The 19,850-nt window shown below is 69.1% G+C and carries 23 protein-coding genes; 18 read left to right on the forward strand and 5 right to left on the reverse strand.

Annotated features, from left to right (window positions below):
* Positions 1-185 precede the first annotated feature (185 nt).
* The gene (locus HUS56_RS03435; RefSeq protein WP_173921994.1) at positions 186-1,160 is read left to right on the forward strand and encodes a hypothetical protein; all 975 of its coding nucleotides are present in this window, start codon (positions 186-188) and stop codon (positions 1,158-1,160) included.
* A 114-nt stretch (positions 1,161-1,274) separates the two neighbouring features.
* Here HUS56_RS03435 and epsC read toward each other — a convergent pair whose 3' ends face one another.
* Complete coding sequence (gene epsC / locus HUS56_RS03440; protein ID WP_173922163.1) at positions 1,275-1,853, reverse strand: serine O-acetyltransferase EpsC; 579 nt, start codon at positions 1,851-1,853, stop codon at positions 1,275-1,277.
* Positions 1,854-1,857: 4 nt separating this feature from the next.
* Complete coding sequence (gene cysK, locus HUS56_RS03445; protein WP_173921995.1) at positions 1,858-2,793, reverse strand: cysteine synthase A; 936 nt, start codon at positions 2,791-2,793, stop codon at positions 1,858-1,860.
* A 103-nt stretch (positions 2,794-2,896) separates the two neighbouring features.
* On the opposite strand from cysK, the gene prmC reads away from it, so the two are divergent.
* Positions 2,897-3,769 (forward strand): peptide chain release factor N(5)-glutamine methyltransferase, encoded by an 873-nt coding sequence (gene prmC / locus HUS56_RS03450; RefSeq protein WP_173922164.1) that lies wholly within the window; start codon positions 2,897-2,899, stop codon positions 3,767-3,769.
* Between the two features lie 20 nt (positions 3,770-3,789).
* On the opposite strand, the gene HUS56_RS03455 is transcribed toward prmC, so the two are convergent.
* Positions 3,790-4,788 carry a TetR/AcrR family transcriptional regulator gene (locus HUS56_RS03455; protein WP_173921996.1) on the reverse strand — a complete coding sequence of 333 codons (999 nt, stop codon included), beginning with the start codon at positions 4,786-4,788 and terminating at the stop codon, positions 3,790-3,792.
* A gap of 131 nt (positions 4,789-4,919) precedes the next feature.
* Between HUS56_RS03455 and HUS56_RS03460 the strand changes: the two genes are divergently transcribed.
* The 15 genes from HUS56_RS03460 to HUS56_RS03530 all read left to right on the forward strand — a co-directional run bounded on the left by HUS56_RS03460 (position 4,920) and on the right by HUS56_RS03530 (position 17,606).
* Positions 4,920-5,828, forward strand: coding sequence for an ATP-binding cassette domain-containing protein (locus tag HUS56_RS03460; RefSeq protein WP_173921997.1), 909 nt, complete (start codon positions 4,920-4,922; stop codon positions 5,826-5,828).
* Between the two features lie 5 nt (positions 5,829-5,833).
* Positions 5,834-6,628: an ABC transporter permease gene (locus HUS56_RS03465; RefSeq protein WP_173921998.1), complete on the forward strand. Its 795-nt coding sequence runs from the start codon at positions 5,834-5,836 to the stop codon at positions 6,626-6,628.
* 98 nt (positions 6,629-6,726) lie between these two features.
* Positions 6,727-7,518 carry an L-threonylcarbamoyladenylate synthase gene (locus HUS56_RS03470; protein WP_173921999.1) on the forward strand — a complete coding sequence of 264 codons (792 nt, stop codon included), beginning with the start codon at positions 6,727-6,729 and terminating at the stop codon, positions 7,516-7,518.
* Entirely contained in the window at positions 7,515-8,786 is a 1,272-nt protein-coding gene (locus HUS56_RS03475) for an MraY family glycosyltransferase (RefSeq protein WP_173922000.1), read from the forward strand. Before HUS56_RS03470 ends, HUS56_RS03475 begins: the two co-directional genes overlap by 4 nt.
* Positions 8,767-9,246 (forward strand): hypothetical protein, encoded by a 480-nt coding sequence (locus HUS56_RS03480; protein WP_173922001.1) that lies wholly within the window; start codon positions 8,767-8,769, stop codon positions 9,244-9,246. Before HUS56_RS03475 ends, HUS56_RS03480 begins: the two co-directional genes overlap by 20 nt.
* Positions 9,247-9,430: 184 nt before the next feature.
* Positions 9,431-10,207: a F0F1 ATP synthase subunit A gene (atpB, locus tag HUS56_RS03485; protein WP_254431266.1), complete on the forward strand. Its 777-nt coding sequence runs from the start codon at positions 9,431-9,433 to the stop codon at positions 10,205-10,207.
* Between the two features lie 44 nt (positions 10,208-10,251).
* Positions 10,252-10,488, forward strand: a complete 237-nt coding sequence (gene atpE / locus HUS56_RS03490; protein ID WP_173922003.1) for an ATP synthase F0 subunit C — start codon at positions 10,252-10,254, stop codon at positions 10,486-10,488.
* 29 nt (positions 10,489-10,517) lie between these two features.
* Positions 10,518-11,084 (forward strand): F0F1 ATP synthase subunit B, encoded by a 567-nt coding sequence (locus HUS56_RS03495; protein ID WP_173922004.1) that lies wholly within the window; start codon positions 10,518-10,520, stop codon positions 11,082-11,084.
* 3 nt (positions 11,085-11,087) lie between these two features.
* Positions 11,088-11,879 carry a F0F1 ATP synthase subunit delta gene (locus HUS56_RS03500; RefSeq protein WP_173922005.1) on the forward strand — a complete coding sequence of 264 codons (792 nt, stop codon included), beginning with the start codon at positions 11,088-11,090 and terminating at the stop codon, positions 11,877-11,879.
* A 60-nt stretch (positions 11,880-11,939) separates the two neighbouring features.
* Positions 11,940-13,580 (forward strand): F0F1 ATP synthase subunit alpha, encoded by a 1,641-nt coding sequence (gene atpA, locus HUS56_RS03505; RefSeq protein ID WP_173922006.1) that lies wholly within the window; start codon positions 11,940-11,942, stop codon positions 13,578-13,580.
* 40 nt (positions 13,581-13,620) lie between these two features.
* Positions 13,621-14,517, forward strand: coding sequence for a F0F1 ATP synthase subunit gamma (locus tag HUS56_RS03510; RefSeq protein ID WP_173922007.1), 897 nt, complete (start codon positions 13,621-13,623; stop codon positions 14,515-14,517).
* Positions 14,518-14,537: 20 nt separating this feature from the next.
* On the forward strand, positions 14,538-15,998 hold the full coding sequence (gene atpD / locus HUS56_RS03515) for a F0F1 ATP synthase subunit beta (RefSeq protein WP_173922008.1): 1,461 nt from the start codon (positions 14,538-14,540) through the stop codon (positions 15,996-15,998).
* 2 nt (positions 15,999-16,000) lie between these two features.
* Entirely contained in the window at positions 16,001-16,261 is a 261-nt protein-coding gene (locus HUS56_RS03520; protein WP_173922009.1) for a F0F1 ATP synthase subunit epsilon, read from the forward strand.
* Positions 16,262-16,271: 10 nt separating this feature from the next.
* Positions 16,272-16,844, forward strand: coding sequence for an ATP-binding protein (locus HUS56_RS03525; protein ID WP_173922010.1), 573 nt, complete (start codon positions 16,272-16,274; stop codon positions 16,842-16,844).
* Positions 16,845-17,606 (forward strand): YaaA family protein, encoded by a 762-nt coding sequence (locus HUS56_RS03530; RefSeq protein WP_173922011.1) that lies wholly within the window; start codon positions 16,845-16,847, stop codon positions 17,604-17,606.
* A 25-nt stretch (positions 17,607-17,631) separates the two neighbouring features.
* Here HUS56_RS03530 and HUS56_RS03535 read toward each other — a convergent pair whose 3' ends face one another.
* Both HUS56_RS03535 and HUS56_RS03540 read right to left on the reverse strand, forming a co-directional pair.
* The gene (locus HUS56_RS03535) at positions 17,632-18,243 is read right to left on the reverse strand and encodes a DNA-3-methyladenine glycosylase I (RefSeq protein WP_173922012.1); all 612 of its coding nucleotides are present in this window, start codon (positions 18,241-18,243) and stop codon (positions 17,632-17,634) included.
* Positions 18,240-18,731 (reverse strand): methylated-DNA--[protein]-cysteine S-methyltransferase, encoded by a 492-nt coding sequence (locus HUS56_RS03540; RefSeq protein ID WP_173922013.1) that lies wholly within the window; start codon positions 18,729-18,731, stop codon positions 18,240-18,242. The genes HUS56_RS03535 and HUS56_RS03540 overlap by 4 nt, the downstream gene beginning before the upstream one ends.
* 150 nt (positions 18,732-18,881) lie before the next feature.
* Between HUS56_RS03540 and HUS56_RS03545 the strand changes: the two genes are divergently transcribed.
* Positions 18,882-19,850, forward strand: a complete 969-nt coding sequence (locus tag HUS56_RS03545; RefSeq protein ID WP_173922014.1) for an aldo/keto reductase — start codon at positions 18,882-18,884, stop codon at positions 19,848-19,850.

Genomic DNA, 19,850 nt, shown 5'->3' on the forward strand with positions numbered 1-19,850 from the left:
GGTAGCCACCGCGTTCGCTGCGCCACTTCGACTTCGTCTGCGCCATCATGACTGGCGCAACACGCTGCCAACTGGCGCAGAAGGAGCCCGTCCACCGTTCCTCAACAGGTCGAACGATGCCCGGCGCGTTCGAGGTGCGGGCGGATGCCGCATCCGCCCGCCGCAGAGGCGGTCATCCTGTCGTCATGGACCTCGATTCGTTGCCGCGAGCGGGTGGAGACGGGATCCCCTCCGCGCAGGCACGTGCCGTCGGCGTCTCGGCGACGCTCCTGACGGCGCGGGACGCGGGCCACCTCGTCGCGGTACGGCGTGGCATCTACGTTCCTGCGGCGGGACGCGACGACCTCTCGGCGGTCGATCGACATCGTGAAATGGCATTCGCCGTCGCGCACCAACGGCCCGGCGTGGTGTTCGCCGGCTTCACTGCGGCCCTGCTCTCGGGGATGCCGGTCGTCGGTGGCGTGTCGCGCGATGTCACGGTGCTCGCGTCGGGCACCTCCGGTCGACGCCGCAACGGGGTGGTCGAGATCGTTCGGCGAACGGGAGCCCCGATACTCACCGACGACGGCGTCGCGGTGACCCCGATCGTCGACACGCTGATCGAGGTGGCACGCAGCCGGCCTCTGCTCACCGCGCTCACGATGACAGATGCTGCGCTCTGGGTTCCGCGATTCGGCGCGACGAAGGCGGTGACCACGATCGAGGATCTCCGTTCAGCCTTCGAGGCGCTCCTGCCGTTCCCGGGCAGCCGCAAGGTCGCCGCGGTGCTCGACCGTGCGACGACACGTGCCGAGACACCCCTCGAGACGCTCAGCCGGGTCCGGATCGAGGAGTTCGGTTTCCCACGACCAGAACTCCACGTGCTCGTGAACCGCCCTGGAGGGCGTGGGCCGGCGTTCCTGGACTTCGCGTGGCCCCACCATGGTGTCTGGGGTGAGGCCGACGGAGCGGGCAAGTACCTGGGCAGCGCCCTCTCCGAGGGCGATCGGCGCTCGCCCGGCGAGATCGTTCGGGACGAGAAGATGCGCGAGAACGACGTGCGGGCAGTGACGCGATGGGCGTGCGGGCGATGGGACTGGGACGAGGCCTGGACGGGCGGGCCGCTCCGTCGCATCCTGCTCCAGGCAGGCCTCCCGTTGGTGCGAGCGAGACGGCGCTGATTCCGCCTCCGGGCCTCGCGGCGCCACTTGTGCGCCCTCTCCGCCAGTCCAGCTGGCGCAGAGGCCGCCGAAGTGGCGCAGCCGGGCGGGGCGGGGGAGCCGACGGGCCGCCGCTCAGATGTGCCAGTCGTGCACGCCGCGCGCGGCGTCCGCCGTCGCGTTGGAGAGCGGCTTGAAGGTCGCCGGGATGCCGACGATGAGCGAGTGCGCCGGGGCATCCTTCGTCACGACCGCGTTGGCGCCGATCGCGCTCCATGCCCCGATGGTGACGTCGCCGAGCACCTTGGCGCCGGCACCGACGGTGACGCCGTCTTCGAGGGTCGGATGCCGCTTCGCTCCGCGGGGCGCACCCCGCGGGGCCTTCCCGCCCAGCGTGACCCCGTGGTAGAGCATGACATCGTCGCCCACGACGGCGGTCTCGCCGATGACCACGCCCATTCCGTGGTCGATGAAGAACCGCCGCCCGATCCTGGCCCCGGGGTGGATCTCGATTCCCGTGAGGAAGCGGACGAGCTGCGAGCCGACTCGCGCCGGAAGGCGGAAACCGGCCGTCCAGAGACGATGCATGAGCCGGTGCGCCCAGATCGCATGCAGGCCCGAGTACGCGAGGACGACCTCGGTCGAACTCCGCGAGGCGGGATCATGCGCGCGCGCGGTGGCGATGTCTTCCCTGAGCCTGCCGAGGATTCCCACCCGGTCAGTCAAGCAGACCTTCGTACAGCACGGTCGACAGGTAGCGCTCCCCGTAGCTCGCGACGATCACGACGATCGTCTTGCCGGCGTTCTCGGGACGCTTGGCGACCTGCGTGGCCGCATACACCGTGGCGCCCGACGAGATGCCGCCGAGGATGCCCTCCTCGACGCCGAGCCGCCGAGCCGTCGCGACCGACTGCTCGATGTCGACGTCGATGATCTCGTCGTAGGCGTCGCGGTCGAGGATCGCGGGCACGAAGTTCGCGCCGATGCCCTGGATCTTGTGCGGACCTGGCTGGCCGCCGTTCAGGATCGGCGACTCGGCAGGCTCGACGCCGATGACCTGCACCTCGGGCTTGCGCTCCTTCAGCACCTGGCCGACTCCCGTGACCGTTCCGCCGGTTCCGATCCCGGACACGAAGATGTCGACCCCGCCGTCGGTGTCGGCCCACACCTCCTCGGCCGTCGTGCGTCGGTGGATGTCGACGTTCGCCTGGTTCTCGAACTGGCGAGCGAGCACCGCGCCGGGCCGCTCTGCGGCGATCTGCTCGGCCCGGGCGACCGCACCCTTCATGCCCTCGCCGCCGGGCGTCAGCACCAGTTCCGCGCCGTAGGCGCGCAGCAGTCCGCGCCGCTCGCGGCTCATCGTCTCGGGCATCGCGATGACGACCTCGTAACCGCGGGCGGCGCCGATCATGGCGAGCGCGATACCGGTGTTGCCGCTCGTCGCCTCCACGATCGTGCCGCCGGGCTGCAGCTCACCCGATGACTCGGCGGCATCGACGATGCCGATGGCGAGGCGGTCCTTCACGCTCGCCGACGGGTTGTAGAACTCGAGCTTGGCCAGCACCGTGGCATCCGCTCCGTCGGTCACCCGACGGAGTCGCACGAGCGGTGTGCCGCCGAAGACCTCGGTGATGTTGTCGTAGACCTTGGCCATCGTGGGTTCCTCTCGAGGTTCGGGTGCGTCGGGTGCCTCGTTCAGCCTACGACCGGCGTCGCGAGCGGGCGACTGCGTTACCCTCCAAGTCGTGGGTGAACGGATGCCGCAGGCCGGCGCGCGACCGCTGCGGACGGTGCGCGACGAGACGGTGGCGCGGCTCTCCGCCGCCGGCGTGCCCGACGCCGAGGTCGACGCGGAGCTGCTCATCGGACACGTGCTCGGGCTCTCCCGAGGGGGCGTGCAGGCGAGGCTCGTCCTGGGGGCCGAGATCGATGCAGCGGATGCCGCAGAGCTCGCGCCGCTCGTCGCCCGGCGTGCGGCGCGCGAGCCCCTCCAGCACCTCACCGGACGCGCTGCGTTCCGGTCGCTCGAACTCGCCGTCGGGCCCGGGGTGTTCGTGCCGCGTCCCGAGACGGAGCAGGTCGTGCAGCTGGCGATCGACGCCCTCCGCGCTGCCGCCGAACCCGAGCCGATCGCCATCGACCTGGGCGCCGGAAGCGGCGCCATCGCGCTCGCCATGGCCACCGAGGTGCCGCACGCGCGCGTCTGGGCGGTCGAGAACTCGCCCGACGCCTTCGCGTGGACGCGGCGGAACGTCGACGAGGTCGGCGTCGCGAACCTGGAGCTCGTGCTCGGCGATCTCGCGACCGCGCTCGACTCCCTCGTCGGCCGCGCCGCCGTCGTCATCTCGAACCCGCCGTACGTGCCGTCGGGTGAGCTCCCGCCCGACCCGGAGGTGCGGCTCCACGATCCCGATGCAGCCCTGTACGGCGGAGTCGACGGGCTCGACGTCGTGCGGGTGATCTCGGGCCGGGCGGCCGAGTTGCTGCATCCCGGCGGCATGCTCGTGCTCGAGCACGCCGAGACGCAGTCCGTGGCGATCGCCGGGCTCCTCGAGCGCGACGGCTGGCGTGCGATCGCGCACCACCGGGACCTCACCGGGCGCGACCGCGCGACGACCGCGGTGCGCTGACCGGACCCGAGGGCGGGTGATCAGCCCGACCGCTCGGCCTTCTCGCGGGCCTGCTTCTCCCGCTCGAGCGCACGCTTGATCGCCTCGCGCTCGCGCTTCTGGGCCTCGCGCAGCGCCTTCTCGGCTTCTCGCCGTGCCTTGGCGGCCTCCCTGACCTTGGGATCGCGGGGCGGCTCGAGTTCAGGCGGGAGTGCGGCACGCCTCGCCGGCGCCTCGCCGGCCTCCACTCGGGAGACATGGAACGCGATGCCGTCGAGGATGCGCTCGAGCCCGAACTCGAAATCCTCCTGGGTGTCGATCGCGTCGATGTCGCCCGAGCGGCTGCCGGGCTCGGCGACGTACCCTCCGGCCGCGAAGAGGGGCGCGAGATAGGGGAACCGTTCGGGAGTCACGAATTCGGCGAGCGCCGCGAAGGCGTTCTCGCCCGACACGTCCGCCGGGTCGGATGCCGCAGCAGCGGCCCTGAGGTCGCGATCCTGCGCGCTCGTGGCTCGCGAATAGCTCGTGACGAGCAGGAGCGCCGACATCTTCTCGCCGTCGGTCAACGGGAGGTCGCGCACCTCGCGGAGGAACCAGTCGACGATCGTGAAGCTGTTCGGCGTGATCGGCGCGCCCGAGATCGGGATGTCGACGAGCCACGGGTGCTCCCGGTAGGCGGCGCGCATGGCGAGCACCCAGGCCGTCACCCCATCGCGCCAGTTGCGCTCGACGGAGTCGTCGGGCGGGACGGCGACGAGGCTCGCCTCCTCCTGCATGAGCAGGATCAGGTCGTCCTTGCTCGTCACGTAGCGATAGAGCGACATCGTGGTGAAGCCGAGGTTGGCGGCGACCCGGCTCATCGACACGGCGCCGAGTCCTTCGGCGTCTGCGATCTCCATCGCCGCCTCGACGATGCGCTCGATGGAGAGCTCGCGCTTGGGCCCACGCTGCGGGTTCGCCGCGATTCCCCAGGCGAGCGCCACTGCACGCGGAAGCTCGGGGTCGGGCTGCGCCGGGGGAGTGGGCGTGGAGTTCTGCATCGGCTCCCGTTCTCATCGAGATTCCTGCGGGTGTTGACGCTCAGTCTAGAACTGTGTATTACTTAAACGGCAGTGGATGCTATAAACAGTTTGCGTCCTACACAGAGTACACCGATCGAAAGGAAACGGCCATGACGCTCGCCATCGACGCTCGCGGCCTTCGCAAGCGCTTCGGCCGCACCGAAGTGCTCGCGGGGCTCGACCTGGCGGTGCCTTCTGGTACCGTCTTCGCCCTGCTCGGCCCGAACGGCGCCGGCAAGACGACGACCATCAACATCCTCACGACGCTCATCCGACCCGATGCCGGAAGTGCCCGCGTCGCCGGGTACGACGTCGTCGAGCAGGGCGACGACGTCAAGCGGCGGATCAGCCTCACCGGGCAGGCGGCCGCCGTCGACGAGGTGCTCACCGCAACCGAGAACGTGGTGATGATGGGCCGGCTCTCGGGCCTGTCCCGTCGTGAGGCGCACTCGCGCGCCGCCGCGCTGCTCGAGCGCTTCGAGCTGACGGATGCCGCCGGACGACGGGTCGGCACCTACTCGGGCGGCATGCGCCGGCGCCTCGACCTCGCGCTGAGCCTCGTCGTTCCCGTCTCGGTGCTCTTCCTCGACGAGCCGACCACCGGCCTCGACACGCGCAGCCGCAAGGAACTGTGGAGCGTCATCCGCTCGCTCGCCGACGACGGCACGACGGTGTTCCTCACCACGCAGTACCTCGAGGAGGCCGACCGGCTGGCCGACCGCATCGCCGTGCTCGACCGCGGTCGCGTCGCCGCCGAGGGAACCGCCGGCGAGCTCAAGGCCCGCATCGGCGGTGATGTCGTCGAACTTCGCGACGCCGACGGCCTGCTGCTCGTCGAGCTGCCCACCGACGGCACCGTGCACGGCCTCCGAGCCGCGATCGACGAGCTCGACCGCCTGCCGGTCGCGAGCGCACCCGGCGGCGTCGTCTCCATCCGTCGTCCCAGCCTCGACGACGTCTTCCTCGCGATCACCGACCGTGCGGCGGCGCCCGCACCAGAGCTCATCGAATCGAAGTGAATGCCATGACCGCCACCGCGCTCGCCCCCGCCCGTCCCCGTCTCGGCGCCCTCACCGCCGAGTCGACCTTCATCGCCCGGAGCATGCGGCACTCCCTGCGCGACGTCGAGGCGCTGCTCATGTCCGTCATGCTCCCCGTGATGCTCATGCTCATGTTCACGTGGATCTTCGGCAACGCGATCGACCCGTCGGGCGGCTACGTCGACTACGTCGTGCCCGGCATCATCCTGCTCTGCGCGGGTTTCGGCGCCTCGTCGACGGCCGTCTCGGTTTCGCGCGACATGACCACCGGCATCATCGACCGCTTCCGCACCATGCCCCTCCGCAGCGGTGCCGTGCTCACCGGCCACGTCGTCGCGAGCCTCGTGCGCAACCTCTTCGCCACGGCGGTCGTGATCGCGGTCGGCCTGCTCGTCGGCTTCCGTCCGAGCGCCGGCCCGCTGGAGTGGCTCGGCGCGTTCGGGGTCGTCGCGCTGTACATCCTGGCGATCACCTACCTGTTCGCGGCGATCGGACTCGCGGCCTCGACGCCCGAGGCGGCGGTGGGCTACGGGTTCATCCTCCTGTTCCTGCCCTACGTGTCGAGCGCGTTCGTGCCGGTCGAGACGATGCCCGAGTGGCTGCAGCCGATCGCCGAGTACCAGCCGATCACGCCGGTCATCGAGGCGATCCGCGCCCTGCTCATGGATCAGCCGGTCGGCGACAACGTCCTCTGGGCCGTGGTCTGGTGCGTCGCGATCGTCGCGGTCAGCGTCGTCTGGGGCGCGTGGCTCTTCCGGCGCAAGGCCGGGCGCCGCTGACGGCGACTGCAGATCGACGGCTGCCGCGGGCTGCACGGGCCCGCGGCATCCGCGGAGGCGGGCGGGGACTGCCGCACCAGCATAGAATCGTGCAGGTCATGACACCCATCTACGACTGTTCGGTCGACACGGAGTTGCTCGCCGGCATGCGGCTCGCCCGCGCAGCCATCGGTCGCGGCGAACTCGTGGTGATCCCGACCGACACGGTCTACGGCGTGGCGGCCGACGCGTTCACCCCCGCCGCCGTTGCGCGCCTGCTCGAGGCGAAGGGACGCGAGCGCACGTCGCCGCCACCCGTGCTCATCCCCGGCATCCCCACGCTCGACGCCCTCGCGAGCGAGGTGCCCGAACCCGTGCGCCGGCTCGTCGCCGAGTTCTGGCCCGGAGGGCTCACGGTGATCCTCCGCGCCCAGCCGTCGCTGCAGTGGGATCTCGGCGAGACGCGCGGCACGGTCGCCCTGCGCATGCCCGCGCATCCGATCGCGCTCGAACTCCTCTCCGAGACGGGTCCGCTGGCCGTGTCGTCGGCCAACGTGTCGGGTCAGCCGTCGGCCACGACCGCCGCCGATGCCGAGGCGATGCTCGGGGACTCCGTGACCGTGTATCTCGACGGTGGCCCCGCGGGTGAGGGCTACGAGGCGATCGGCGAACGTGCCGGCGACACCTCGTCGACGATCGTCGACGCGACCGGGCTCGATGACGACGGGGGAGTGCTCCGGATCGTCCGCAGCGGCGTCGTCTCGCGCGGGCGCATCGCGCAGGTCATCGGCGAGGAGCTCCTCGCCGAGCCTGCAGCGCCCCGCGATGTCGCTGCAGCCGCCGATGCGGCCGCATCGAGAGCCGGCGAACCCGCGGCATCCGACGCCGATGGGGATGCCGCCGCGTCATGACCCTCTTCCTCGTGCTCGCCCTCGTGGCCGCGCTCGTCACCTTCGGCGGCTCGGTGCTCGTGTGGAAGCTGAGCCTGAAATACCGCCTGTATCCGAAGATCCGCGAGCGCGACGTGCACACGCGCCCGACCCCGCGACTCGGGGGCATCGCGATGTTCGTGGGCATCCTGACCGCGATCGGGGCGGCCGCATTCGTCTCGTCGCTCGGATCGACGAGGTTCTCGAACGTGTCGATCGTGTTCCAGAACCCGGCGCAGATCCTCGCGATCCTCGGCGCGGCGCTGCTGATCGTGCTGATCGGCGTCGCCGACGACATCTGGGACCTCGACTGGACGACGAAGCTCGCCGGGCAGTTCATCGCGGCGGGGCTCATCGCCTGGCAGGGCGTGTCGATCGTCTCGTTGCCCATCGGCGGCATCACCGTGGGCTCGTCGTGGATGAGCGCCACCATCACGGTGTTCGCGATCGTGCTCGTGATGAACGCGATCAACTTCATCGACGGCCTCGACGGGCTCGTGGCCGGCGTCGCCCTCATCGCGAACGGCGTCTTCTTCCTCTACACGTACCTGCTCGTGCAGGAGACGTCGCCGCTCAACTACTTCAACCTCGCGTCGCTGCTCGCGATCATCCTCGTCGGCGCCTGCGCCGGGTTCCTGCCGCTCAACTGGCACCCGGCCAAGCTCTTCATGGGCGACGCGGGTGCGCTCCTCATCGGCCTGCTCATGGCGACGTCGGCGATCTCGGTCACGGGCCAGCTGAATCCCACGGGCGTCGGCTTCGACCAGCTCTTCGCGGCGTTCATCCCGATCCTGCTGCCATTCGCCGTGCTCGTGATCCCGCTGCTCGACTTCGGACTCGCCGTCGTGCGACGACTCCGGGCGGGCAAGTCGCCGTTCGCCGCCGACCGGAAGCACCTGCACCACCGGCTGCTCGACATGGGGCACTCGCACCTGAACGCGGTGCTCATCTTCTACGCCTGGACGGCGGTCGCCTCGGTCGGATGCCTCCTGACGTATGTCTTCCCCGTGTACTTCGACATCGACTCGGGCTGGGCCTTCCTGCTGCTCGGCATCGGGTTCCTCATCTGCGCCGCCCTCACCCTCGCGCCCCTCGGACGCCGGAAGCGGCTCACGGTGGCGGCCGAGGCCGAGGCGTCGCGCGCAGGTGCCGGGTCACTCGATGAGCTGGAACCCACGGCCGTTCCCGGCGGGAGCCCGCGAGATTCCCGCACCCCCGGATTGGAGCACGATGACCGACCGACGTCCTGACCCCGTCGACCGCACGCCCACATCGAACCCGGTGCTGCGCCGGGCGCTCGCGTGGGGCGGGATCCTCGCCGCGGTCGTCCTCGTCGTCAGCGGCATCCTCGGGTTCGTCTTCGCCGGGGCCGAGGGGCTCGTGAGCGCACTCCTCGGCACGCTGATGGCGGTCGTGTTCATGGGCATCACGGCGGCGAGCATCCTGCTCGCGAACCGGTTCGCCTCGAGCGACGTGTTCGTCGGCGTGTTCTTCGGCATCGTGCTCGGCGGATGGATCATCAAGTTCGTCGTCTTCCTCGTGCTCGTCGTGGTGCTGCGCGACGCGTCGTGGCTCAATCCCACCGTGCTCTTCCTCAGTCTCGTGGCCGGAGTGATCGCGTCCCTCGTCGTCGACGTCCTCGTGGTCGCGAGATCGCGCATGCCGTACGCGAGCGACGTCGAGCTTCCGAAGGCTCCCACCGACGACTGACGACCTTCGGCGATTCGTTCGCCGACGCGAAGTATTGCTAGAGTGTTGGGGATCCCCGACGGCCTCCACCCGGCTCACGCCTGTGTGGAATCCGTTCCCGATGTTCGTCGTCGCGAGAGTCCCACTCGACGCCCCGAAACAGGAGACAGCGCTGCTAGCTCACGCCTTGAACCTGCTGGTTCCGATGTCAACAGATGACGAGTTCCACGGGCCGTCCGTCACGGAGTTCTTCCCCGGGCCCCTGTTCCTCGAGGGCACGCCGTTCGAGGTCAACCGCATCATGCTGGTCCGCTTCGTGGCGGTCGCGGCGCTGCTGCTCGTGTTCTGGCTCGGCACCCGCCGCATGAGCGTCGTCCCCGGCCGGTTCCAGAGCCTCGTCGAGATGGGCCTCGACCTCGTTCGCGTGAACATCGCCGACGACCTGCTCGGCAAGAAAGACGGCAAGCGGTTCCTGCCGCTGCTCATGACGATCTTCTTCATGATCCTGTTCATGAACCTCACGGGCGTCGTCCCGTTCCTGAACATCGCCGGCACGTCGGTCATCGGCGTGCCCCTCGTGCTCGCGGTCGTCGCCTACGTGGCGTTCATCTACGCCGGCATCAAGAAGAGCCCTGCAGGGTTCTTCAAGAATTCGCTCTTCCCCGCGGGCGTGCCGTGGGTCCTGTACCTCATCGTCACCCCGATCGAGTTCATCTCCACATTCGTGCTCCGTCCGATCACGCTCACGCTCCGACTCCTGATGAACATGATGGTCGGGCACATCCTGCTCGTGCTCTTCTTCGCCGCGACCCAGTTCTTCGTCGTGCAGCTCGGCGGATGGTACACGGCACTCGGCGTCGGCACGCTGGCCTTCGGCCTCGCGTTCACGGTCTTCGAGATCCTCGTCGCCGTGCTGCAGGCCTACATCTTCGCGCTCCTCACCGCGGTCTACATCCAGCTCGCGGTGGCCGAGGAGCACTGAGCCCGGGCGCCCGCCCAGAACCTCCCTAGGAAAGGAAACCCAACGTGGACGCAACCACCGTTCTCGCCGAGATCAACGGCAACATCGCGACGGTCGGATACGGTCTCGCGGCGATCGGCCCGGCCATCGGCGTGGGCATCGTCGTCGGCAAGACGATCGAGAGCATCGCCCGGCAGCCCGAGCTCGCCGGCCGACTGCAGGTGCTGATGTGGATCGGTATCGCCTTCACCGAGGCGCTGGCCCTGATCGGTATCGCCACCTACTTCATCTTCACCAGCTAGTCCCTTCCGCAGCGATATAGGAGGCCAACGTGCTTCATGCAGTACTGAGCGCTGCAGCCGAGGGTGGCGAGGCGAGCCCGAGTCCCATCATCCCCGCCTGGTACGACATCATCTGGTCGTCGGTCTGCTTCGTCATCATCCTCGTCTTCTTCTGGCGATACGTGCTGCCGCGCATGCAGAAGCTCCTCGACGAGCGTGCCGAGGCGATCGAGGGCAACATCGCGAAGGCCGACGAGGCCCAGCGCAAGGCCGAGGCTGCGCTCGAGGAGTACACGGCGCAGCTCGCCGACGCACGGGCCGAGGCGGGAAACATCCGCGAGTCCGCCCGTGAAGACGGCAAGCGGATCGTCGCAGAGGCGAAGAACGCCGCGCAGGCCGAGGCCGCTCGTGTCACTGCGAGCGCGCAGGCCCAGATCGAGGCCGAGCGACAGGCTGCGCTCGTCTCGCTCCGCTCCGAGGTGGGCACGTTGGCGATCGACCTCGCGTCGGGCGTCATCGGCGAGTCGCTCTCCGACGACGCGAAGGCGACCGCCGTCGTCGACCGATTCCTCGCCGACCTGGAGGCCTCCGAGGCCGCCGCCGGAGGGAAGAAGTAATCCATGGGTAGTGCTACGAGGCAGGCCCTCGCCGGTTCGCGAGCCGCACTCGCGGAGCTCGGCCGGGCCGACCTGAAGGTCGCCGAGGACCTCCTCGCCGCCGAGCGCACCATCAGCGGTTCGTCCCAGCTGCGCGCGGCGCTCACCGACACCGAGGCCGACGCGGCCCAGAAGCGAGCCCTCGTCGGTGCGGTCTTCGGCTCGAGGATCGCGCCCGATGCGGTCACCCTGCTCGTGGGCGCGTCCTCCAGCCGGTGGTCCGACGACCAGGACTTCCTCGCCGGCATCGAGGAGCTCGCCTACCGGGCCGCCGCGGAGTCCGCGCCCGAGGGCGTCGACATCGACGCCGAGCTGTTCGCCTTCGAGCGCGCGGTCGCTTCCGACTCCGAGCTCGAACTCGCGTTGGGCAGCAAGCTCAGTGCGCCCGAGGCGAAGACGAAGATCGTCGATCGGCTCCTCGACGGCAAGGCGACCCCGCAGACCATCGCGATCGTGCGGCACCTCGTGCAGGAACCCCGCGGTCGTCGCATCGGCGAGATGCTGCGCCACGCGGCATCCGTCATCGCGAACCAGCGTGGATTCGACATCGCGACCGTCACCACGGCGGTTCCGCTCAGCGACGCGCAGCTCTCCCGCCTCGAGCAGGGGCTCGCACAAGACGGGCGCCGCATCCGATTCGACACCATCGTCGACCCCTCCGTACTCGGCGGGGTCCGGGTGCAGATCGGCGACGACGTCATCGACGGCAGCGTCGCCTCGCGTCTCAGCTCGCTGAGGCAGAAGCTTGCCGGCTGACGCCGGTTGAACACGACCGGCGTCCTGCGCCGCGACCCAGCCCCAGAAAAGGAAAAGGCAATGGCAGAACTCTCCATCAGCCCCGATGAGATCCGTTCGGCTCTCTCGGAGTTCGTCTCATCGTACGAACCCGACCAGGCGCAGAAGACCGAGGTCGGATACGTCACCGACGCGGCCGACGGCATCGCGCACGTCGAGGGCCTGCCCTCGGCCATGGCGAACGAGCTCGTGCGCTTCGCCGACGGCACGCTCGGCCTCGCGCTGAACCTCGACGAAGACGAGATCGGCGTGGTGGTGCTCGGCGAGTTCACCGGCATCGAAGAGGGCATGGAGGTGACCCGCACCGGCGAGGTCCTGTCGGTCCCCGTCGGCGAGGGATACCTCGGCCGCGTCGTCGACCCGCTCGGCAACCCCATCGACGGCCTCGGCGAGATCACCGGCATCGAGGGCCGCCGTGCGCTCGAGCTCCAGGCTCCCGGCGTCATGCAGCGCAAGTCGGTGCACGAGCCGCTGCAGACCGGCATCAAGGCCATCGACGCCATGATCCCGATCGGCCGCGGCCAGCGCCAGCTGATCATCGGCGACCGCCAGACCGGCAAGACCGCCATCGCCATCGACACGATCATCAACCAGAAGGCGAACTGGGAGTCGGGCGACCCGAACAAGCAGGTCCGCTGCATCTACGTCGCGATCGGCCAGAAGGGCTCCACGATCGCCTCGGTGAAGGGCGCCCTCGAAGACGCCGGTGCGATGGAGTACACGACCATCGTCGCGGCCCCGGCCTCCGACCCTGCCGGCTTCAAGTACCTCGCGCCCTACACCGGCTCGGCGATCGGCCAGCACTGGATGTACGACTCGAAGCACGTGCTCATCATCTTCGATGACCTGTCGAAGCAGGCCGAGGCCTACCGCGCCGTCTCGCTGCTGCTCCGCCGCCCGCCGGGCCGTGAGGCCTACCCCGGCGACGTGTTCTACCTCCACTCGCGTCTGCTCGAGCGCTGCGCGAAGCTGAGCGACGAACTGGGCGCCGGCTCCATGACGGGCCTTCCGATCATCGAGACCAAGGCGAACGACGTCTCGGCGTACATCCCGACCAACGTGATCTCGATCACCGATGGCCAGATCTTCCTGCAGTCCGACCTGTTCAACTCCAACCAGCGTCCGGCGGTCGACGTGGGCATCTCGGTGTCCCGGGTCGGCGGCGACGCGCAGGTCAAGTCGATCAAGAAGGTCTCCGGCACGCTGAAACTCGAGCTGGCGCAGTACCGCTCGCTCGAGGCCTTCGCGATGTTCGCGAGCGACCTCGACGCGGCCAGCCGCCGTCAGCTCGCCCGCGGCGCCCGCCTGACCGAGCTCCTCAAGCAGCCGCAGTACTCGCCCTACCCCGTCGAGGAGCAGGTCGTCTCGATCTGGGCCGGCACCAACGGCAAGCTCGACGAGGTTCCCGTCGAGGACATCCTGCGCTTCGAGCGTGAGCTTCTCGATTACCTCGGCCGGAACACCACGGTGCTCAGCGAGCTCCGCGACACCAACGTGCTGTCCGACGAGAACATCGCGACGCTCGAGGCGGAGGTCGACAAGTTCAAGCTCGAGTTCCAGACCGGTGAGGGCAAGCCGCTCGCCTCGGTCGGGCGCGAGGAGTTCGAGGCGATCGCCGAAGAGGACGTCAACCAGGAGAAGATCGTCAAGTCCCGCCGCTAGGCCGCGACCACCGATCGGATTCTAGGGATACAGGAGAGACATGGGAGCGCAACTTCGGGTCTACCGGCAGAAGATCAGGTCTGCCCAGACGACGAAGAAGATCACGAAGGCGATGGAACTCATCGCCGCCTCGCGCATCCAGAAGGCGCAGGCGCGCGTGACCGCTTCGACGCCGTACTCGCGCGCGATCACGCGTGCCGTGTCGGCGGTGGCGACGTATTCGAACGTCGATCACGTGCTGACGACGGAGCCCGAGCGCATCGAGCGCGCGGCAGTGGTGATCCTGACGTCCGACCGCGGACTTGCGGGCGCATTCAACTCGCAGGTGCTGCGTGAGGCCGAGGAGCTCACCGAACTCCTCCGGTCCCAGGGCAAGGAGGTCGTGTACTTCCTCGCGGGCCGCAAGGCGGTGGGCTACTTCCAGTTCCGCCGCCGGGCGTCCGAGCGGCAGTGGACCGGCAGCTCCGAGAACCCCGAGTTCGAGCTCGCCAAAGACATCGCCGATGCGGTGCTCGAGGCGTTCCTTCGCGACAGCTCCGACGGTGGCGTCGACGAGATCCACATCGTGTACAACCGGTTCGTCAGCATGATGGTGCAGACACCCGAGGTGGTGCGCCTGCTGCCCCTCGAGGTCGTCGAGGGCGTCGAGGAGCCCGACTCCGCGGTTCAGCCGTTGTACGAGTTCGAGCCCGACGTCGAGACGGTCCTCGATTCCCTGCTTCCGGTGTACATCGAGAGCCGCATCTTCAACGCGCTCCTGCAGTCGGCGGCCGCCAAGCACGCTGCGACGCAGAAGGCGATGAAGTCGGCATCCGACAACGCCGACAAGCTCATCACCGACTACACCCGCCTCGCGAACGAGGCTCGACAGGCCGAGATCACGCAGCAGATCGCCGAGATCGTGGGCGGCGCCGATGCGCTCGTCGTGAAGAAGTAATCCAGAAAAGAGAGAGCACAATGACTGACACCGCAACTGCGCCGGTCGCCGAACAGGCCACCGGTGCCGTCGGCCGCATCGCCCGGGTGACGGGCCCTGTCGTCGACATCGAGTTCCCGCACGACTCGATTCCCGACATCTACAACGCTCTCCGCACCGAGATCACCATCGGCGGCGAGACGTCGGTCCTCACGCTCGAGGTCGCGCAGCACCTCGGCGACGACCTCGTGCGCGCCATCGCACTGAAGCCCACCGACGGGCTCGTGCGCGGCCAGGAGGTCACCGATACCGGCGAGGCGATTGCGGTGCCCGTCGGCGACGTCACCAAGGGCAAGGTCTTCAACGTGATCGGCGAGGTGCTGAACGCCGAGCCCGGTGAGCAGATCGAGGTCACCGAGCGCTGGCCGATCCACCGCAAGCCCCCGGCCTTCGACCAGCTCGAGTCGAAGACGCAGCTCTTCGAGACCGGCATCAAGGTCATCGACCTGCTCACCCCGTACGTGCAGGGTGGCAAGATCGGCCTCTTCGGCGGTGCGGGCGTCGGCAAGACCGTGCTCATCCAGGAGATGATCCAGCGCGTGGCTCAAGACCACGGTGGTGTGTCGGTGTTCGCCGGTGTGGGCGAGCGCACCCGTGAGGGCAACGACCTCATCCACGAGATGGAGGAGGCGGGCGTCTTCGACAAGACCGCGCTCGTCTTCGGGCAGATGGACGAGCCCCCTGGCACGCGTCTCCGCGTCGCCCTCTCGGCACTCACGATGGCGGAGTACTTCCGCGACGTGCAGAAGCAGGACGTGCTCCTGTTCATCGACAACATCTTCCGGTTCACGCAGGCGGGCTCCGAGGTGTCGACGCTCCTCGGCCGGATGCCGTCGGCCGTGGGATACCAGCCGAACCTCGCCGACGAGATGGGCATCCTGCAGGAGCGCATCACCTCGACTCGCGGTCACTCGATCACCTCGCTGCAGGCGATCTACGTGCCCGCCGACGACTACACCGACCCCGCGCCGGCGACCACGTTCGCGCACCTCGACGCGACGACCGAGCTCTCGCGTGAGATCGCGTCGAAGGGTCTCTACCCCGCGGTCGACCCGCTGACCTCGACGTCGCGCATCATGGACCCGCGGTACCTCGGCGAGGACCACTACCGCGTGGCGACGGCCGTGAAGGCGATCCTGCAGAAGAACAAGGAACTCCAGGAGATCATCGCGATCCTCGGTGTCGACGAGCTGTCCGAAGAGGACAAGATCACGGTGGCCCGTGCTCGCCGCATCCAGCAGTTCCTGTCCCAGAACACCTACATGGCGAAGAAGTTCACGGGGGTCGAGGGCTCGACGGTGCCGCTCAAGGAGACGATCGAGTCGTTCGACGCGATCGTTCGGGGTGACTTCGACCACGTGGCCGAGCAGGCCTTCTTCAACGTCGGCGGAATCTCCGACGTCGAAGAGCGGTGGGCGCAGATCCAGAAGGAGAACGGCTGAGCATGGCCGCGCTCAACGTGAGCGTCGTCTCGGCCGACCAGGAGGTCTGGTCGGGCGAGGCGTCGATGGTGGTCGCTCGCACGGTTGAAGGCGAGATCGGCATTCTGCCGGGGCACGAGCCGATGCTCGCGATCCTGGCCGGCGGTGAGGTGCGTGTGACGCTGCCGGGCGGTGAGAAGCTCACCGCCAACGCGGAGGACGGATTCCTGTCGGTGCAGTCCGACGCCGTGCAGGTCGTCGCCTCTCGCGCCGGACTCGCCTGAGGAGGACCGGATGCAGGGGGAGCAGCCGTTCGACCGTCAGTTCGGTGACCTGACCGTCACCCAGCTCGTCGTCATGGCAGGGTTGCCGGCGGCCGGCAAGTCCACGATCGCCGAGATCATCGGCGCACGCCTGGGCGCGACCGTCGTCTCCGTCGACCCGATCGAGTCCGCGATCCTGCGCGCCGGAATCGATGCCGATCAGCCCACCGGCCTCGCGGCGTACCTCGTGGCCGAGGAGATCGCCCAGAAGGAGCTCGACTCGGGCCGCACCGTCATCGTCGATGCGGTGAACGCCGCCGAGGCGGCCCGACTGCAGTGGCGCGACCTGGCCGCGCGCGCCGACGTGCGTCTTCGGGTGATCGAAGTCGTGTGTTCCGACGAGGCGCTGCACCGGGCACGTCTCGCGAAGCGGGAGGGCCGGATGCCGCACTACGAGGAGACCACCTGGCGGGCCGTCGAGCAGAGTCTCGAAGGGTACGCGCCGTGGTCGGGCCCCTCATCGGCCCTGCCGCGCGTGACGGTCGACAGCGTCCACCCGCTGGGGTCGAACGTCGAGGCGGCACTCGCCTTCATCGCCTCGTAGATGCTCGTTCTGCTGCCACCGTCGGAGACGAAGCGCGACGGCGGCGACCGGCCACCACTCGATCTCGCCGCGCTTCATCACCCCGAGCTCGCCGAGATCCGGTCGGGGCTCGTCGATCGGGTCGTCGCACTCGCCGACGACGTCGCCGCTGCCCTTCACGCCTTGAAGCTCGGGCCCCGGCAGGTCGCTGAGGTCGAACGGAACCGCCGCCTGCGCACATCGGGCACGATGCCGGCGATCGATCGCTACACCGGCGTGCTCTTCGACGCCCTTGATGCCGCACGCCTCGACACGGCCTCCCGTGCGTTCGCCGGGCAGGCGGTCATGGTGCATTCGGCCCTCTTCGGCCTCGTCGGGGCGCTCGATCCCATCCCGGCGTATCGCCTGTCGCACGATTCGCGGGTGCCCGGTGTTCGGCTTCGTTCGCTGTGGCAGGCGCCCCTCGAGGCGTGTCTGGCGGAGCGCCGCGGGCTCATCGTCGACCTTCGCTCGGAGGGATACGCGTCGCTGGGACGGGCGCCGACCCGTGCCGGCAGCGCCTTCGTGCGCGTGGTATCGGAGGATGGCGACGGACGGCGACGCACTCTCAACCACTTCAACAAGCAGGCGAAAGGCGCGTTCACCCGTGCGATGGTCGTCGACCGCCCGTCGCTGCACACGGTCGACGACCTCATCGCCTGGGCCGGGGAAGCGGGATTCTCACTCGACCTCGGGTCGTCGCGACGTGCCGACGGACCCATCGAGCTCGAACTCGTCGCTTGAGCCCTGACCACCGACCTGGCCTGGATCAGGAGGCGACGCTGGCAGGAACGGCGTTGCGCGCCCGGAAGCAGCCGCTCAGGTGATCGTCGACCATGCCGGCCGCCTGCATCAGCGCGTACATCGTGGTCGGACCGACGAAACGGAAGCCGAGCTTGCGCAGACTGCGACTCATCGCTTCGGACTCGGGAGTGGTCGCGGGGACGTCTGCGAAGGTCGTCGGAGGTGCAGGTCGTGCCGGGGAAGCGAAGCTCCAGAGCAGTTCGTCGATCGGCACCTCGAGCGCGAGCGTCGCCCGGGCGTTCTGGATGGTGGCCTCGATCTTGCCACGGTGCCTGATGATGCGGGCATCACCGAGCAGCCGCTCGACATCGGCTTCGCCCATCGCGGCCACGCGTTCGACGTCGAACCCGTGGAAGACCTCGCGAAACGCGGGGCGGCGCCGCAGGATCGTGATCCACGACAGCCCGGCCTGGAACCCCTCGAGGCAGACCTTCTCGAAGAGCCGGACCGGATCGTGCTGTGGGGTTCCCCACTCCTCGTCGTGGTAGCGGCGGTACTCGGGGTCATGGGCACCCCAGGCGCATCGGATGCGCCCGTCGTCGCCCTCGACGAGTTCGGCTCGCGGAACGACGCTCATGCGGCGAAGCCGATGCGCTCGTGGCCGAGGAGCCAGAGCTTGGTCGGGATGCCGTTGCCACCGGAGTAGCCGGTGATGCGCCCATCTGCGGCGAGCACCCGGTGGCAGCCGACGATGATCGGCACCGGGTTGGCGCCGACGGCCGCGCCGATGGCGCGCGCCGACCCCGGCCTGCCGACCGCGACCGCCAGCGCCCCGTACGAGGTGGCTTCGCCCCACCCGAGCCGGTCGAGTTGCGACCAGACGGCCTGCTGGAACGGCGTGCCGGCACGGCGCACCGGGATGTCGAAGGCGACACGGGAACCCGCGAAGTACTCGAGCAACTGCTCACGGGCACGGTCGAGGACGGCGTTGCTGCGCTCTGGCTCGTCGTCGTGGGGAAGGGCCCCGTCGCGCTCGATGGAGAGGGACGTGACGGCGACGTCGTCGCCGACGAGCTCGATGCGCCCGATCGGGCTCTCGAGCCGGGTGAGGAACACGTTGGTCATGTCTCGAGCGTAGCCGCGGCATCCGACATCGACTCGCGGGATTCGGACATCGGAACGGGGTCGCCGGGGTCGTCGCCTGTGGAGGGGAAGTGCGAGCACCGCCGTCCGCGGCATCCGACCCTCCTCGGCCGTCGGGCATAGGCTCGAGGGGTGACGGAACTCGAGTACCGGTCCCTCGGCCGCTCCGGCCTGCGCGTGTCGGCCGTCGGCCTGGGCGGCAACAACTTCGGCCGAGCCGGCACGGCCACCGAGACGCAGGAGGGCACGAATGCGGTGGTCGCAGCGGCCCTCGAGTCCGGCGTGACGCTCCTCGACACGGCCGACACCTACGGCAGGGAGTACGGACTGAGCGAGACGCTCCTCGGCAACGCGCTGCAGGGCCACCGCGATGAGGTCGTGATCGCCACGAAATTCGGCCACGAGCAGATGCATTCGCCGATTCCCGCATGGGGGGCGCGCGGTTCCCGACGATACGTGCGTCTCGCGGTCGAGGGCTCGTTGCGCCGGCTCCGGACCGATTGGATCGACCTCTACCAGCTGCACACGCCCGACCCGGTGACGCCGATCGAGGAGACCCTCGCCGCGCTCGACGACCTCGTGCGCGAGGGCAAGGTGCGGTACATCGGTCACTCGAACCTGGCCGGGTGGCAGATCGCCGAGGCGGAGTTCGTCGCGCGCGAGCTCGGCGCGAACCGCTTCATCTCGGCGCAGAACGAGTACAACCTGCTCGCCCGGGCCGCGGAGTCGGAGGTGCTGCCTGCAGTCCGGCGGTTCGGGCTGGGATTCCTTCCGTTCTTCCCGTTGCAGAATGGCCTGCTCACTGGGAAGTTCCGGCGAGACGATACGCCGCCCGACACCCGCATCATGCGGCAGCGTCGGCACATCGTCGACGACGCACCGTGGGACGTGCTCGACCGCTACCGGTCGTTCGCGGAGGACCGCGGCATCACCATGCTCGAGGCCACGTTCGGGTGGATGCTCGCCCAGCCCGCGCTTGCGAGTGTGATCGCCGGAGCGACGCGACCCGAGCAGGTCTCACAGAATGCCGCGGCGGGCGGCCGATGGAAGCCGACGCCCGCCGAGCTCGCCGAGGTCTCGGAGCTGTTCGCGCTCGGTTGA

This window comes from Agromyces sp. Marseille-P2726 (assembly GCF_902809835.1).
GTDB lineage: Bacteria > Actinomycetota > Actinomycetes > Actinomycetales > Microbacteriaceae > Agromyces.

Coding starts and splice junctions, on each gene's coding strand:
- HUS56_RS03435 (WP_173921994.1), top strand. CDS start 186: ATGGACCTCGATTCGTTGCCGCGAGCGGGTGGAGACGGGATCCCCTCC.
- cysK (WP_173921995.1), bottom strand. CDS start 2,793: ATGGCCAAGGTCTACGACAACATCACCGAGGTCTTCGGCGGCACACCG.
- prmC (WP_173922164.1), top strand. CDS start 2,897: ATGCCGCAGGCCGGCGCGCGACCGCTGCGGACGGTGCGCGACGAGACG.
- HUS56_RS03455 (WP_173921996.1), bottom strand. CDS start 4,788: ATGCAGAACTCCACGCCCACTCCCCCGGCGCAGCCCGACCCCGAGCTT.
- HUS56_RS03460 (WP_173921997.1), top strand. CDS start 4,920: ATGACGCTCGCCATCGACGCTCGCGGCCTTCGCAAGCGCTTCGGCCGC.
- HUS56_RS03465 (WP_173921998.1), top strand. CDS start 5,834: ATGACCGCCACCGCGCTCGCCCCCGCCCGTCCCCGTCTCGGCGCCCTC.
- HUS56_RS03470 (WP_173921999.1), top strand. CDS start 6,727: ATGACACCCATCTACGACTGTTCGGTCGACACGGAGTTGCTCGCCGGC.
- HUS56_RS03475 (WP_173922000.1), top strand. CDS start 7,515: ATGACCCTCTTCCTCGTGCTCGCCCTCGTGGCCGCGCTCGTCACCTTC.
- HUS56_RS03480 (WP_173922001.1), top strand. CDS start 8,767: ATGACCGACCGACGTCCTGACCCCGTCGACCGCACGCCCACATCGAAC.
- atpB (WP_254431266.1), top strand. CDS start 9,431: ATGTCAACAGATGACGAGTTCCACGGGCCGTCCGTCACGGAGTTCTTC.
- HUS56_RS03500 (WP_173922005.1), top strand. CDS start 11,088: ATGGGTAGTGCTACGAGGCAGGCCCTCGCCGGTTCGCGAGCCGCACTC.
- atpA (WP_173922006.1), top strand. CDS start 11,940: ATGGCAGAACTCTCCATCAGCCCCGATGAGATCCGTTCGGCTCTCTCG.
- HUS56_RS03510 (WP_173922007.1), top strand. CDS start 13,621: ATGGGAGCGCAACTTCGGGTCTACCGGCAGAAGATCAGGTCTGCCCAG.
- atpD (WP_173922008.1), top strand. CDS start 14,538: ATGACTGACACCGCAACTGCGCCGGTCGCCGAACAGGCCACCGGTGCC.
- HUS56_RS03520 (WP_173922009.1), top strand. CDS start 16,001: ATGGCCGCGCTCAACGTGAGCGTCGTCTCGGCCGACCAGGAGGTCTGG.
- HUS56_RS03525 (WP_173922010.1), top strand. CDS start 16,272: ATGCAGGGGGAGCAGCCGTTCGACCGTCAGTTCGGTGACCTGACCGTC.
- HUS56_RS03530 (WP_173922011.1), top strand. CDS start 16,845: ATGCTCGTTCTGCTGCCACCGTCGGAGACGAAGCGCGACGGCGGCGAC.
- HUS56_RS03535 (WP_173922012.1), bottom strand. CDS start 18,243: ATGAGCGTCGTTCCGCGAGCCGAACTCGTCGAGGGCGACGACGGGCGC.
- HUS56_RS03540 (WP_173922013.1), bottom strand. CDS start 18,731: ATGACCAACGTGTTCCTCACCCGGCTCGAGAGCCCGATCGGGCGCATC.